At 63.3% G+C, this 12,674-nt stretch carries 14 protein-coding genes; 8 read left to right on the forward strand and 6 right to left on the reverse strand.

What is annotated here, in order from left to right; translation table 11 throughout:
- Positions 1 to 48 precede the first annotated feature (48 nt).
- Together AB4074_RS09030 and AB4074_RS09035 are read right to left on the reverse strand one after the other, a co-directional pair.
- Positions 49 to 1,134 (reverse strand): DUF1648 domain-containing protein, encoded by a 1,086-nt coding sequence (locus tag AB4074_RS09030; RefSeq protein ID WP_441413083.1) that lies wholly within the window; start codon positions 1,132 to 1,134, stop codon positions 49 to 51.
- Entirely contained in the window at positions 1,131 to 1,523 is a 393-nt protein-coding gene (locus tag AB4074_RS09035) for a GntR family transcriptional regulator (protein ID WP_441413084.1), read from the reverse strand. The genes AB4074_RS09030 and AB4074_RS09035 overlap by 4 nt, the downstream gene beginning before the upstream one ends.
- 79 nt (positions 1,524 to 1,602) lie before the next feature.
- Here AB4074_RS09035 and AB4074_RS09040 point away from each other — a divergent pair, with 79 nt between their 5' ends.
- Positions 1,603 to 2,061, forward strand: a complete 459-nt coding sequence (locus tag AB4074_RS09040) for a nucleoside deaminase (RefSeq protein ID WP_441413085.1) — start codon at positions 1,603 to 1,605, stop codon at positions 2,059 to 2,061.
- Between the two features lie 133 nt (positions 2,062 to 2,194).
- A complete protein-coding gene (locus AB4074_RS09045) occupies positions 2,195 to 2,632 on the forward strand; it encodes a CBS domain-containing protein (RefSeq protein WP_441413086.1) in 438 nt (145 codons plus the stop codon).
- 82 nt (positions 2,633 to 2,714) lie between these two features.
- On the opposite strand, the gene AB4074_RS09050 is transcribed toward AB4074_RS09045, so the two are convergent.
- Positions 2,715 to 3,011, reverse strand: coding sequence for a hypothetical protein (locus AB4074_RS09050; RefSeq protein ID WP_269998052.1), 297 nt, complete (start codon positions 3,009 to 3,011; stop codon positions 2,715 to 2,717).
- 98 nt (positions 3,012 to 3,109) lie between these two features.
- Between AB4074_RS09050 and AB4074_RS09055 the strand changes: the two genes are divergently transcribed.
- The 3 genes from AB4074_RS09055 to AB4074_RS09065 all read left to right on the forward strand — a co-directional run bounded on the left by AB4074_RS09055 (position 3,110) and on the right by AB4074_RS09065 (position 7,538).
- On the forward strand, positions 3,110 to 5,518 hold the full coding sequence (locus tag AB4074_RS09055; protein ID WP_441413087.1) for a Tex family protein: 2,409 nt from the start codon (positions 3,110 to 3,112) through the stop codon (positions 5,516 to 5,518).
- A 229-nt stretch (positions 5,519 to 5,747) separates the two neighbouring features.
- Positions 5,748 to 7,004 carry a sensor domain-containing phosphodiesterase gene (locus tag AB4074_RS09060; RefSeq protein WP_441413088.1) on the forward strand — a complete coding sequence of 419 codons (1,257 nt, stop codon included), beginning with the start codon at positions 5,748 to 5,750 and terminating at the stop codon, positions 7,002 to 7,004.
- A 360-nt stretch (positions 7,005 to 7,364) separates the two neighbouring features.
- Positions 7,365 to 7,538: a hypothetical protein gene (locus AB4074_RS09065; RefSeq protein WP_441413089.1), complete on the forward strand. Its 174-nt coding sequence runs from the start codon at positions 7,365 to 7,367 to the stop codon at positions 7,536 to 7,538.
- A gap of 85 nt (positions 7,539 to 7,623) precedes the next feature.
- Here AB4074_RS09065 and AB4074_RS09070 read toward each other — a convergent pair whose 3' ends face one another.
- Positions 7,624 to 8,529, reverse strand: coding sequence for an MSMEG_6728 family protein (locus AB4074_RS09070; protein WP_441413090.1), 906 nt, complete (start codon positions 8,527 to 8,529; stop codon positions 7,624 to 7,626).
- Between the two features lie 475 nt (positions 8,530 to 9,004).
- On the opposite strand from AB4074_RS09070, the gene AB4074_RS09075 reads away from it, so the two are divergent.
- The 3 genes from AB4074_RS09075 (at position 9,005) to AB4074_RS09085 (ending at position 11,507) form a co-directional block, all read left to right on the forward strand.
- Positions 9,005 to 10,027, forward strand: a complete 1,023-nt coding sequence (locus AB4074_RS09075; protein WP_441413091.1) for an adenosine deaminase — start codon at positions 9,005 to 9,007, stop codon at positions 10,025 to 10,027.
- A gap of 186 nt (positions 10,028 to 10,213) precedes the next feature.
- Entirely contained in the window at positions 10,214 to 11,038 is an 825-nt protein-coding gene (locus tag AB4074_RS09080; protein WP_441413092.1) for a pullulanase X25 domain-containing protein, read from the forward strand.
- A 115-nt stretch (positions 11,039 to 11,153) separates the two neighbouring features.
- Entirely contained in the window at positions 11,154 to 11,507 is a 354-nt protein-coding gene (locus tag AB4074_RS09085; protein ID WP_441413093.1) for a GNAT family N-acetyltransferase, read from the forward strand.
- Positions 11,508 to 11,535: 28 nt separating this feature from the next.
- On the opposite strand, the gene AB4074_RS09090 is transcribed toward AB4074_RS09085, so the two are convergent.
- The gene (locus AB4074_RS09090; protein WP_234753280.1) at positions 11,536 to 12,291 is read right to left on the reverse strand and encodes an ArsR/SmtB family transcription factor; all 756 of its coding nucleotides are present in this window, start codon (positions 12,289 to 12,291) and stop codon (positions 11,536 to 11,538) included.
- A 66-nt stretch (positions 12,292 to 12,357) separates the two neighbouring features.
- The coding region (locus tag AB4074_RS09095) for an HNH endonuclease signature motif containing protein (RefSeq protein WP_441413094.1) at positions 12,358 to 12,674 on the reverse strand (317 nt) is incomplete at its 5' end.

The raw sequence follows: 12,674 nt of genomic DNA on the forward strand, positions 1-12,674 counted from the left end.
CCAAGCTATCAGTGCGGTCCGACAGTAAGGCAGCCCTGGCAGTGGGGGTCAGCCGCTGAAACGGAGGGTGACCACCAGGCCGATGAGCGCCACCACGCCGGCCAGGATCATGGCTGCCTTGGGATTGCCGAAGTTGAGGGTCCATCCCAAGCCGAAGCGCCGCGGAACCATCAGCGCGTGGTCTTCTCGGTTGACGTAGAACAAACCGCTCCGCCAGTATTTGTCGTCCTCCCGATGGGTTAGCCCGGTGTCCTCCTCGCCCTCGTCACGCGCGCGGTTGTTCCTGGCGAAGACGACGACGGCTACCGCGACGGCGGCCAGGATCGGGAGCGCGACCACCAGCGGCGCCCATGGCGTGACAGTGCCCGTCCACATCAGCAATGATGACCCCAGCATTGCCAGGTCGATCATCGCGAGCAATCCGAGGAGTGCCTTGGCGCCGAGCAGCATGTACCGGCGGTGCCAGTGCGCCGAGCCTGCCGGGTGCGCCGGGTCGATGTCGGGCCGGCTGCGGAAGAGGATCGCCGCGGCGATGCCCACGAGCAGCGCGCTCACGCCGATCTGCACGAATACCAGTGAGAAGGCGGTGCCGATCGATTTGGCGGCCAATCGGTTGGGCATGCCTTTTGCGCCGTAGTGCACCGCGAGCACGTCCGGCATGGACGGGTAGATGATCACGCCGATCACCAGAGTGGCGATTGTGATGATCAATGCCGGCGCCAGCCAGAGCCAGGGAAAACGCGGTGGATCGGTCCGCAATTCGGTGTCCACCGCGATGACTTGGCGGACGCCCTCATACCAACCTCCGGCGGCTTTGGCCGCCCGGATTTCGTGGTTGGCCAGGAAGAAGCAGCCGTACCAGAAGCCGACGAGCACCAGCACCGACAGCGGCAATAGCAACGTTTCGCCTGTCATTCCGTAAATGGCAAGGCAGACCCCGATGGCGACGATCCCGCTCAGGAGAACCCGCCAACGATAGATGCGGGTCTGCCTGACCACGGTCGGGTCGTCGGCACGCTGGGCCGGTACGCGGACCCCGAAGGGAACAGTCGGGCTGTTGATCGCGGGCAGGACCAGCGCGATGGCGAGCACCAGTGCCGCCAACGCGGAACTCAGGACAATAGCAACGGTCATGGTGTTTCCTCTGGCTGCGTGGTTCCAAATGAATCGAGTATCGACCGGCAGGAAGTGAGAACTTCGTCGGCCGATAGTCCCCTCGCGACGGCTTCGGCCAGCAGGGTCCGTGCCCTCGTGGTCCATTCCGCGCCAAACGACGGGTCCGCGACCGTCGGGGTCACCACCGCGCCGGTCTTGCGGTTGAGCTGGATCAGGCCCTGCTGGCGCAACAGGCCATAGGCTTTGTTCACGGTGTGGAAGTTGATCCCGAAGTCCGCGGCGAGCGTCCTGGTGGCCGGCAACGAGCTGCCCTCGGCCAGCACGCCGTCGGCGATCGCCTCCACGATCTGGTCCCGCAACTGCAGGTAGATCGGCACGTCGCTGGCTAGGTCTACGTTGAGGATCATCACTCACACCTCCGTCTTTATTATATAAGTTATAGAACAAGTAGCGGAAGATCCCCACTACCCGGAAAGCAGGCTCCGAATGACCCAGTCTGACGCCCCAACCTCCCAAGACCCCGCCTTCGAAGCCGCATACCAGGCAGCCCAAAAAAGCCTTCGCGAGGGCGGCATTCCCATCGGCGCAGCGCTTGCCCGCGGTGGGGTGGTGATCGCGAGCGGGCACAACGAACGCGTCCAGAAAGGCGATCCCATCGCGCACGGGGAAATGTCGGCCCTTCGCGCCGCCGGTCGGCAGAAGAGCTACCGGGACACCACCCTCTACACGACCCTCGCACCGTGTGCCATGTGCACGGGCACCATCATCCAGTTCAAAATCCCGCGCGTGGTGGTGGGGGAGGCCCGCACCTTCGACGGCGAATTCGAGCTGCTGCGGTCCAGAGGCGTGGAGGTGGTGGTCCTCGATGACCAGCGGTGCGTGGACATGATGCGCACGTTCCAGGAAGAGAATCCGGAACTGTGGGCGGAGGACATCGCCGAGTAAGACCAGCGGAGCGCCGAGTAAGACCGGCGGGAGCAAAAAGAATCTGGCCACAGCCAAACCCCAAGCGTAGGCTGGCAGCATCGGCGTCGGTGCCGGGGGTCCGCGTCGATACCCAATCGATCAAGGAGGACTCATGAGTGTTGTGCGCGAATTCATGTCCACCAATGCCCAGTGCGTCAAGGAAGAGCAGTCGCTGCGTGACGCGGCTGTCCTGATGCGCGATCTGGACGTCGGTTCCCTGCCGATCTGCGGCAGTGATGGAAAACTCAAAGGATTCATCACTGACCGCGACATTGTGGTCAAGTGCGTTGCTGAGGGATTGGATGCTGACCGGCTGACCGCGGCAGATCTTGCCCAGGGCACGCCGATTTGGATCGATGCAGATGCCAGCATCGATGCCGCTATCGACCTGATGGAAAAGCACCAGATCCGGCGCCTTCCGGTCATCACCGACCACAAGTTGGTGGGCATCATCAGCCAGGGCGATATCGCCCGCAACTACACCGAGGAGCGCGTAGGCGAATTGGTGGAGCACATCTCCGCCAAGACCCCCATGGCGCAACTGGGCTAACCGCAACTTTCGCACCCATCAAGCGTCACGGCCCGCGGGCCGTGACGCTTCCCTTTGTGGGTCAGGACTTGAGTGCCGGAAGCTAGAGAAACGCTTCCCGCCCCGTGCCTTCCCGCATCACCAGTTCCCCGTCCTCGATGGAAACCAGCAGGCTCTTTGCTTTTCCATGCAGTTTCTTGCTTGCGCTCAGCTGACGGCTGGTGACCTCGACGCCCACGGTGGATCCCTTCGCGGGCAACTCCACGGAGATCTCCGCCGCCATTCCCAGCATCTCCCTGGTCGATACGTCGCGCTCGTGGTGGGCCTCTTTGTGGTTGACGGTGACTTCTACGTCATCTGCGTCAAAGCCGTCCTGCAGGATGATGAGCAGTTCTTGCATGATGCGCCTCTTCCTTGAGTAGCATTCCTGACCGGATCAACGGCGGCTCTTTCAACTACAGCACTCCGCGCCGTCTTTAGGTAGGGCAAAATGTCAGGGTGACTCATCTTCCCCAGCACCAGTCAGTAGACGCCGCCATCCACGCACTGATCGCCGACGAGCTCGGTGTGAAGGCCTGGCAGGTCAAGGCCGCGGTTGACTTGCTCGACGCCGGATCCACCGTTCCGTTTATCGCCCGGTACCGCAAGGAAGTCACCGGGACGCTCGATGACACCCAGTTGCGCGAGCTCGAGGAACGGCTCCGGTATCTGCGGGACCTGGAGGACCGCCGTCGAACTGTGCTTGAGGCGATTGCCGCTCAAGGCAAGCTGACTCCGGAACTGGAGGCTGCCGTCGTCGGCGCGGATACCAAGTCCCGGCTGGAAGACATCTACCTGCCCTTCAAGTCCAAGCGCCGCACCAAAGCGCAGATCGCCCGCGAAGCCAGCCTCGAACCGCTCGCCGATGCGCTCCTCGCGAACCCGCAGCTTGAACCTGAGCGCGAGGCCGCCACGTATCTCAACGCCGAGCACTCCATCGACGATGCCTCTGCGGCGCTCGCCGGCGCGCGTTCGATCCTCGTGGAGCGGGTCTCCCAGGACCCCGATCTCGCCGAAACGCTGCGGGAGCGGTTGTGGACGCAGGGGCGGATGGTGTCGCGCGTGAAGAAGGGCCAGGAAACCGAGGGGCAAAAGTTCAAGGACTATTTCGAGTTCTCCCAAGTGCCTTCCGGAATGCCCGGCCACCGCGTGCTCGCGCTCTTGCGCGGCGAGAACGACGGAGTCCTTGAGCTTGACCTCGCCGAAGCAGAACCAGCCGACGACGACGCCCTAGCCGCCGCGCGCGGCCGGTACGAGAACGCTGTGGCCAAGTGCCTCGGGGTCGCCGAGCGTGGCCGCCCCGCCGATTCGTGGCTTGTCCAGACCGCGCAGATCGCCTGGCGCTCGCGCATCCTGGACCGTTTGAGCAACGATCTGCGCGGCCGCATGTTCGCCCAGGCCGAGGATGAAGCCGTGCGGGTGTTCGCCGCCAACCTGCGGGACGTGCTCCTTGCGGCTCCTGCCGGAAACCGCGCCACGCTGGGCCTGGACCCTGGACTGCGCACCGGGGTGAAGGTGGCCGTCGTCGATGGCACCGGCAAAGTCGTAGCCACCGACACCGTCTATCCCCACGCCCCGGCCAAGAAGTGGGACGAGGCCTTGGTGACGCTGGAGCGCTTGGCGCGGCAGCACGGCGTCGAGCTCGTCGCGATCGGCAACGGCACGGCGTCGCGCGAAACCGACAAGCTCGCCGCTCAGCTCATCAAGTCGCTGGCAGCATCCGGCGGTCCCACGTTGCAGAAACTAGTGGTCTCTGAGGCCGGTGCTTCCGTGTACTCGGCGTCTGCGCTCGCGGCCGCTGAACTGCCCGGCATGGACGTGTCCTTGCGCGGAGCCGTTTCCATCGCCCGACGCTTGCAGGATCCGCTGGCCGAATTGGTGAAGATCGAACCGAAGTCGATCGGCGTGGGGCAGTACCAGCACGATGTCACGGCTGCCAAGCTCGACCGTTCGCTGGACGCCGTCGTCGAGGACTGCGTGAACGCGGTGGGCGTGGACGTGAACACGGCGTCGCCCGCGCTGCTGGCCCGGGTGGCCGGCGTCGGGCCGCTTCTCAGCGAGAACATCGTGGCGTACCGCAACGAGAACGGCCCCTTCGCTAAGCGGGCAGACCTCAAGAAGGTGCCGCGGCTGGGTGCCAAGGCGTTCGAGCAATGCGCTGGCTTCTTGCGGATCACCGGGGGAGCGGAACCGCTCGATGCGTCCAGCGTCCACCCGGAAGCGTATTCGGTGGCGAGGAAGATCGTGGCTGCTGCTCACGGAGCTGCCGTGTCCTCGCTGAATCCTCAGGCGTTCGTGGACGGGACGTTCGGCCTGCCCACGGTGCGCGACATCATGTCCGAGCTCGAAAAGCCGGGCCGCGACCCTCGGCCGGCATTCGCGGCGGCGACGTTCTCCGAAGGCATCGAGAAGATTTCGGACCTCAAGCCCGGCATGATCCTGGAAGGCACCGTCACGAATGTAGCGGCGTTCGGGGCTTTCGTGGATGTCGGAGTACACCAGGACGGACTGGTCCACGTGTCCGCGCTGTCCAACAAGTTCGTGTCCGATCCCCGCGAGATCGTGAAGTCCGGACAGGTCGTCCGCGTGAAGGTCCTTGAGGCGGACCCGGAGCGGAAGCGGATTTCGCTCACCCTCAGGCTCGACGACGAACCCGGCACCGCGGGCGGGTCCGGTTCGCGGGGCGGTGGGCGTGGCGGCGAGCGCGAGCGGCGCCCGGCGGCGCCGCAGGGTGGACAGGGCGCGAAGGCGGTTCTTGCTAAGGGTGCGCCTGCTCGCAAGGCGGTTCCTCCGAAAGTGGCCGCCCCTCAAGCGCCGGTCAATACGGCCATGGCCGAAGCGTTGCGACGGGCCGGGTTGGGGAAGTAGCCGCACACCCGTCGTCCGGCCCCGACACTCGAAGGCTGATCATTCTGAAGGGATGCTGCTGATTCCCGACGTATGAGTGGCATCATGTAGGAGATCAGCAGCGTTAGCTTGTGCCAGGGGGGCCATGATTCGAACGCGCGGGCAGGGGAAGAGGACACGGACCTTCAGGCCTAGATGGTGGTTGTATGCCATCTTCGCCATGGAGTTGTGTGTTGCCTTGGCGGTGGGGATGCCCTACCTCTTCGGCGATGATTCTTGGGAAGCCTGGGGATGGCCGGTCTGGATTTCGGATGCTTTTTCGTTGCTCGTGGTGCCGGCAGTCGTTTTCGCATCATTTTCTTTGGTGCGCCAGCAGCTCCGGGAGCGGGCTGAAGCCTCCCGGACCACCCGCTTGATGGACACGGTGCTAACCACCAGCAGGGAATGGCTATGGACCATTGGACCTGACGGGCGCTTCACCTTCTCCAGCCCGGCGGGTGTGGATTTGATCGGCTACGAGCCTTCAGAGCTACTAGGCAGGCACTTCCGTCTGATCATTGACCCTGATGATCTGGCCGACGCCCTGCAGGGAAGGGCCTCCACTCAGGACGCTGCCGCCGGGTGGTCCGGACTTCACACCGTGTGCCGTCACAAGGACGGCAGCAGGGTTCTGGTCGAGGTGTCCGGAAGAGCACTTCGCGACGCCGCTGGACGCCCAAGTGGTTTTGAGGGGACCAGCAGGGCCCTTGATCCCCGGACACGGGACTCGCTGGCTACCGGCGAGATCAGGAGCCGGATCGAGGCGGTGCTCGCCAGGCGTTCCTTGATGACGGCATTCCAACCCATCCGCTCCCTGGAATCAGACTCAATCGTTGGGGCTGAAGCCTTGACGCGGTTCCCGGGATCTCCGAGCATTTCCCCCGAGACGATGTTCGCCGAGGCTACCACCGTTGGACTGGATGTTGAGCTTGAGATTCTTGCCCTCGAGACCGCCCTCGCGGCTGCGAAGGGGCTGCCAGTCGCGTTGTCGGTCTCCGTGAATCTCTCACCCCGGGCATGCCTTGACGCGCGACTCTCCGATATTCTTGCGCACTGTGGAATATCGACGGGCCGGATCGTGCTCGAGGTGACGGAACGCCACCACGTTGTTGACTATGGTCCCCTCGCAGCGGCGCTTGCACCTTTGCGCTGCCGCGGCTTGAGAATCGCCGTTGATGACGCAGGTGCTGGCTTTGCGTCCATGCGCCACATCCTGTTGCTGAAGCCCAATGTGATCAAGCTGGACAGGGAGATCATCGCCGGCATCGACACTGACCCGGGCCAGCGGGCCCTGGGGGCGGCCATGGTCGGCTTCGCGAAGGAAATCGGGGCAGCCCTGGTCGCCGAAGGGATCGAAACCGAGGCTGAGTTAAGCGCAGTCGCCAGGCTGGGCATGACCGCAGGGCAGGGCTACCTTCTCGGGCGTCCCTCGGTGCGGCCAGAGGAATGGGCACAGTGGGTGCAGTAATTTCCCCACTATTGATGTGGGAAAGCGCTTGCGACACGACAAGTCGCCTCCTTTTGGGGCTTCGCAGCCTCAAACATGGGGAGAATGCTCCGGTTCCTCTCAAAGGAACCCGAGTGCCATGGGGCTCTCGAAATACTCACTAATCTCACTTGGATGACACTCAATTTGGTGCTTTTCAGCACCCAATTTGGCAATTAGACCACTCATTCCAAACTATCGTTACGCCCGTGGGCTTAGATTTATCACTCGTGCTGTAACTCAAGGGGAGAGAAATGAGCATTGGGAAGAAAATCGCTTGGGCCGCCTACGGTGCGGGTGTCCTTTTCGCGGCAGGAGGGGTGGTCATTTCTTGTGGATAAGGTGAAAACCACGCCTTGGTTGGCCATCGTCACGACCCAGTTGGGTGCAGCGCTTGGGCTGCTGGCGTTGCTCGTCCGATTCGACGCCCGCTGGTATGACTACATTTGGGTCGTCGCCTTGGTGGCCTACGAGATCTTGGTTATGCGGGCGCTCGTCCGTCGGCAGAACAAGTAGCCGCAACGACTAAAACGACGGCGGCACCCGGGTTCCTTTCCTCAGGAACCGGAGCGCCGCCGTCGTTCGCGTCTAACTCGAGCCGCTAGGGTGCCGGGATCGGGAAGAACGCCCGCGGATCCTGCAACAAGGCCGGGTAGTCGAAGTCCGTGCGGTCGATGATCTTGGTGACCTCGAAGTTGCGACCGAAACGGCCGTCTTCCAGTGTGATCGGGCGGCCGAGGATCTTGCCCAGGGCAAACTTGGCGCCGCCCTTGACGGGGACGAGGACAGGCGTGTTCCCGGGGAGCGTCCGGAAGGCCTCGTCCTGGCGCTGGCGGTTGCGGGTGGGCTTCTTCACCAGTTCCTTCGGGGCCTTGCGGGCGGTCTTGCCCGGGCGACGGGACGTTTCCGAAGCGTAGACGAATTGGTAGCCGTCGCCGTCGATGTTCGCGGCCTTGGCCTTGCCTGCTGCCGGCATCCCCACCTTGTCGATCTTCTCGGGTTCGACGTCGCCCACCGGAGCGCGAAGCACCCAAATGAAGTCGTCGTAGGGGTCTTCGGGGATGAACTCGTGACTGGGCTCGGGCCACAGGTACTCAAGGTCGTTCGGAGTGTCCGGAAAAAGCTCGGCGTAGAAGCGGGGCTCTTTCTGGAGCAGCTTGGAGCGGTGGCTCAAGTGGAAATCGGCGTCGCCGAGCCACGGCGGCATCGGAATCTTGGAGGCGTAGTCCGGGTGGGCTGCCTGGGGTGCGAACTCGGTGATGCTGGCGCGGGTGTTGTCCGGATTGCCGCGGGCGACCCACTCGTCCACCATGGCCAGGCCGTAGAGAGTGAGTGCGGGAACGTAGCCCATCCACATGCGGATAGCGGGGTGGGAGGGCCGGCCGAACTCGGGGATCACCAGTGCGCGAAGGATCTGCAGTGCTTCGACACGCTGCTTGCCTAGCCTTGCGGTGTCCAAGACGGCAGCACTCTGCTTGAAATCGGGGAACGGGAGGAAGGTCTGCATCCTTTCAGTTTGGGGGCCGAACCGCGTAGATCCAAGTTGGCGCGGTGTGGCCTTCCCCTCGCTCGTGGTATCGGGGCCCTGAAGATCGCTTTGGCGGCGATACTTGTTCCATGGAAGCTGCGCCGGAATTCGGTCATGAAGTACATAGCGGTTTTGCTTGCTGGTGTTGCGGCACCGAGTATCCGGAGGCCAAGATCGTCCGGCTTGGAGCACATCCGGAGGCGGGAGTATGCATGTCTTGTACTGTCTCGCTCCGAAGCGCCGCGCGTCGGCGGGAGACTCCTGCCGGAAACTGGCTGGCGCTTGCAGTTCTGGGGTCGGTTGATCGAGCCCGCGGCGCGGTAATGGCCCGCCGCTGGCAGCACCATTCGGTGTTTGGGTCCCTCTTGCGGAGAATCAACCGCTTTCTGCCCTGAACCCCGCTTTGCCGGGTGCCCAGATGGGGTGCGTTGAGTATTCGTCCTACTCTTGTCGGGTGGACACTTTTGGCGAATCGACGACGACGGCGGCACCTCCGGTTGCCGAACTGCACCTACACATCGAGGGGACGCTTCAGCCCGAGCTGATTTTCGCGCTCGCGGAACGGAACGGGATTGAGCTTCCGTACGCGGATTTGGACGAACTGCGCGCACGGTACGAGTTCACGGATCTGCAGTCATTCCTGGATTTGTACTACGCCAACATGGCCGTGTTGCGCACCGAGCAGGATTTCGCGGACATGACCAGAGCGTATTTGGCACGCGCCGCGGCCGGTGGCGTGCGGCACGTCGAGGTCATGATGGATCCGCAGGCGCACATCTCGCGTGGGGTAGCGCTGGAGACGTGCGTGAACGGTGTGGCATCCGCACTCGCGACGTCGGTGGAGGAGTTCGGCGTCTCGACGCTCCTGATTGCCGCGTTCCTGAGGGACATGTCCGAGGAATCTGCGCTGGAGGTCTTAGACCAGCTTCTCGCGATGAAGGCGCCGATTGCGGGAATCGGCTTGGACTCGGCCGAGGTGGGCAATCCGCCGTCGAAGTTCGAACGACTCTACGGCCGCGCGGCGGAGGCCGGACTGCGACGGATCGCGCACGCCGGCGAGGAGGGCCCTGCTTCGTATGTGTACGAGGCTCTCGACCTGCTTGGCGCTGAGAGGATCGACCACGGCATCCGATGCATGGAAGATCCGGCCCTGGTTGAGCGGTTGGTGGCTGAGCAGGTTCCCCTGACAGTGTGCCCCCTGTCCAACGTCCGGCTGCGCGCGGTGGATACCCTCGCCGAGCACCCTTTGCCTGCGATGTTGGCAGCCGGGCTGAATGTCAGCGTGAACTCGGACGATCCCGCGTACTTTGGCGGCTACGTGGACGACAACTTCGAGCAACTGGTCGCGGTGCACGGCTTGTCTGTTGCTGACCGGGCCCGCCTGGCCGCGAACTCTGTGCGTTCGTCGTTCGCGGACGAGGCACGGAAGTCTGAACTGTTGGCCGAGGTTTCGCAGTGGGAGAAGGCTTCGGGGTAGTAAGGGAGGCCTTCGAGGGTACCCCAACCGCCAGCTACTGACCGGTACCCGAGAGCCTTCCATCACTTGCCGACCGTTTGGGCGTAATAGTGGGACACGACACACGGTGTTTACCCAGAATAGTCGCCAGAATTTACAGAACATTGGCAGACTGCTGAAGGAATGTTCGCCGTTGAAGGAGACCCAGTGGCCAAGTCCACCGTCGAAAAAAGCAGTGCCCGCCTCAAGACCGTCCTGGACGTCTTGGCTGAGGGAACGTGGTCCGAGAAGTCATTGAATGCCGGCGAGATCCTGGCAGAGGCGATTGTCCGTGTCCCGCTCGATGAGCGCGAGAGTGAGCTGCTCAGTGGAGGCATTCCGCGCGGCCATAAGAGCCTGACGACGGAGACCTCCAAGCTGGTCAAGGCCGGCTGGCTGGTCAAGGGCCGCTCGGGCTGGACCATCACCGACGACGGGCTTCGTGCCACGGTCGCTTTCGCCAAGCCGGACGAGTTCGTCACGGCGCTGACTGAGGGCATCCCCGTCCCGGCAGACACTCCGCTGCCGACGGCCCCCGTCAAGAAGGCCGCCGCCAGGAAGCCCGCAGCAAAGAAGGCTCCCGCTGCAGAAAAGGCACCGGCCGCTAAAGCAGCCGCGGAAAAGGCACCGGCCTCCAAGGCAGCGCCTAAGAAAGCTGCCGCACCCAAAGCGGCTGCCGCCGTCGAGAAGCTCGACCAACCGTCCGCCGTCGCGATCGCCGGTGACTTCAACACGATTCTCGGCGCGCCGGAGGACTGGGCTCCGCAGTACGACGAGGTGCAGATGAAGTTCAATTCCCGTCGTAAGGTGTGGACCCTCGCCGCTACGCTGCCTGCCGGTTTCTACACCTACAAGATTGCGCTGGACCGCTCGTGGGACGAGAACTACGGCGCGTTCGGCGCGCGCGACGGTGCCAACCACGAACTACAGCACGACGGCGGCAAGATCACCTTCACGTACGACCACGCCACGCGCGACATCGTCACGGCTTAGTTGTAACTCCCAAGTTTTCTCCAAGTCCAAATGTTGACTTGGAGAAAACTTGGGAACAAAGCGCCCGGACTCCGAGGTTAGGGTAGGTCAAAAGGACCTAACCGAGGAGCCAGCGATGACCGATGCCACCTTCCGCCACAACGTTGACCGCGAACGCTTTGAAGTGCTCGCTGATGGCCACGTGATCGGTAAGGCCGCGTACAAAGCGTACGACGACGGCGGGTCCCCGCAGCGGATTTTCTACCACACCGTGATCAACGAGGAGTTCGGCGGCCAAGGGCTGGCGGGCAGGCTCGCCGAAGTTGCCCTAGACGAGACTGTGAGCGAGGGACTCGGGATCGTGCCGGTGTGCCCTTTCATCAAGAAGTTCCTCACCAAGCACTCGAAATACGCGGCGAACGTGACTGCCCCGACGCTGGCGCATTTGGAGTACCTCAACGCGGCCCTCGTTCCGGCGGCCAGAGCCTAAAAGCGGCGGGTCGCGCCGCCGTCGAGCCTCATGAATACATCAATGAACCCGGAGTCGTGAGAACCTCGCCGGTCTCCAGCCAGGTCTTCAGGCCGGAGAGGATCATCGGCCAACCGCCGTAGATCTGGTCGTTGCCGCCTTCGCGAAGGTCGCTGTGGGTGACGGTCAAGTGGCAGGAGTCGCCGACGGGTTCGATCTCCCAGGTGACGCGTGATGTGCCCTCGGCTTTGACGTCCTCGCCCCAGAGCGCGCGCATGGTCTGGACGAGCCGGCGCGGCGGATCGACCTCCACGTTTTCGCCTTCGCCCAGGACCATTCCGTTGGCCTTGGGATTGTGCATCTCGTAGTGCCCGCCCGGCGTCCAGTCCGCGGTGTGGGTGTTGCCGAACTGGTACTTGCTGCGGGTGTCGCTGTCCGTGATGGCTTCCCAAAGCCGCTCCGGAGTGGTCTTGATGTAGATTTCGAAGATCTTTTCCACGGGAGTTTCCAATCTGGTCTTGAGGTCGCTCAACGCAGCGGCCCACGGTTCTGCATATTTGCTCACCCAGCGGTCGTGGACGAGCCTGATGGGTACCGGATTCAGGTAATGGAGCTTTTCGCGACCACGACGGCGGGTCACAACCAGCCCGGCTTCCTCAAGGATCTTGAGGTGCTTCATGATCCCGAAACGGGTCATGTCGAACCGTGCTTCAAGCGCGCTGAGCGTCTGCCCGTCCTCGCGGAAGAGCTCGTCGAGCAGATCCCTGCGGGTGGGGTCGGAGAGTGCCTTGAAGACGGCGTCCATGCATTCAGAATAGGTGACCATTTGGTCACATGTCAACGGATTCGGGTGGACTTCAACGGGGCAGCTTTATGTCCGGGTGGGTCTGAAGTGGTGGTTGCGTCGGGGTGTTTGGCGGGGGTCGACGTGGGGCGGGGGTTTGAACCATGGCACGCCGGTTTCCAGGGTGATAGTCCAGTGTTCTTTGTGGATGACGTTGTGGTGGTGGGTGCATAAGAGGGTGCCGTTGTCGGTTCCGGTGGTGCCGCCGTTGGACCAGTAGGTGATGTGGTGGGCTTCGCACCAGGGTGCGGGGATGGTGCAGTCGGGGAAGGCGCAGCCTTGGTCGCGGGCGATGATGGCTTTGCGGATGTGGGGCGGGAAGACCCGGGTGGTGCGGCCGATGT

It is taken from the genome of Arthrobacter sp. 2MCAF14 (assembly GCF_052115645.1).
GTDB lineage: Bacteria > Actinomycetota > Actinomycetes > Actinomycetales > Micrococcaceae > Arthrobacter.

Coding starts and splice junctions, on each gene's coding strand:
- AB4074_RS09040 (WP_441413085.1), top strand. CDS start 1,603: ATGACCCAGTCTGACGCCCCAACCTCCCAAGACCCCGCCTTCGAAGCC.
- AB4074_RS09060 (WP_441413088.1), top strand. CDS start 5,748: ATGCCCTACCTCTTCGGCGATGATTCTTGGGAAGCCTGGGGATGGCCG.
- AB4074_RS09035 (WP_441413084.1), bottom strand. CDS start 1,523: ATGATCCTCAACGTAGACCTAGCCAGCGACGTGCCGATCTACCTGCAG.
- AB4074_RS09085 (WP_441413093.1), top strand. CDS start 11,154: ATGACCGATGCCACCTTCCGCCACAACGTTGACCGCGAACGCTTTGAA.
- AB4074_RS09030 (WP_441413083.1), bottom strand. CDS start 1,134: ATGACCGTTGCTATTGTCCTGAGTTCCGCGTTGGCGGCACTGGTGCTC.
- AB4074_RS09045 (WP_441413086.1), top strand. CDS start 2,195: ATGAGTGTTGTGCGCGAATTCATGTCCACCAATGCCCAGTGCGTCAAG.
- AB4074_RS09050 (WP_269998052.1), bottom strand. CDS start 3,011: ATGCAAGAACTGCTCATCATCCTGCAGGACGGCTTTGACGCAGATGAC.
- AB4074_RS09090 (WP_234753280.1), bottom strand. CDS start 12,291: ATGGACGCCGTCTTCAAGGCACTCTCCGACCCCACCCGCAGGGATCTG.
- AB4074_RS09070 (WP_441413090.1), bottom strand. CDS start 8,529: ATGCAGACCTTCCTCCCGTTCCCCGATTTCAAGCAGAGTGCTGCCGTC.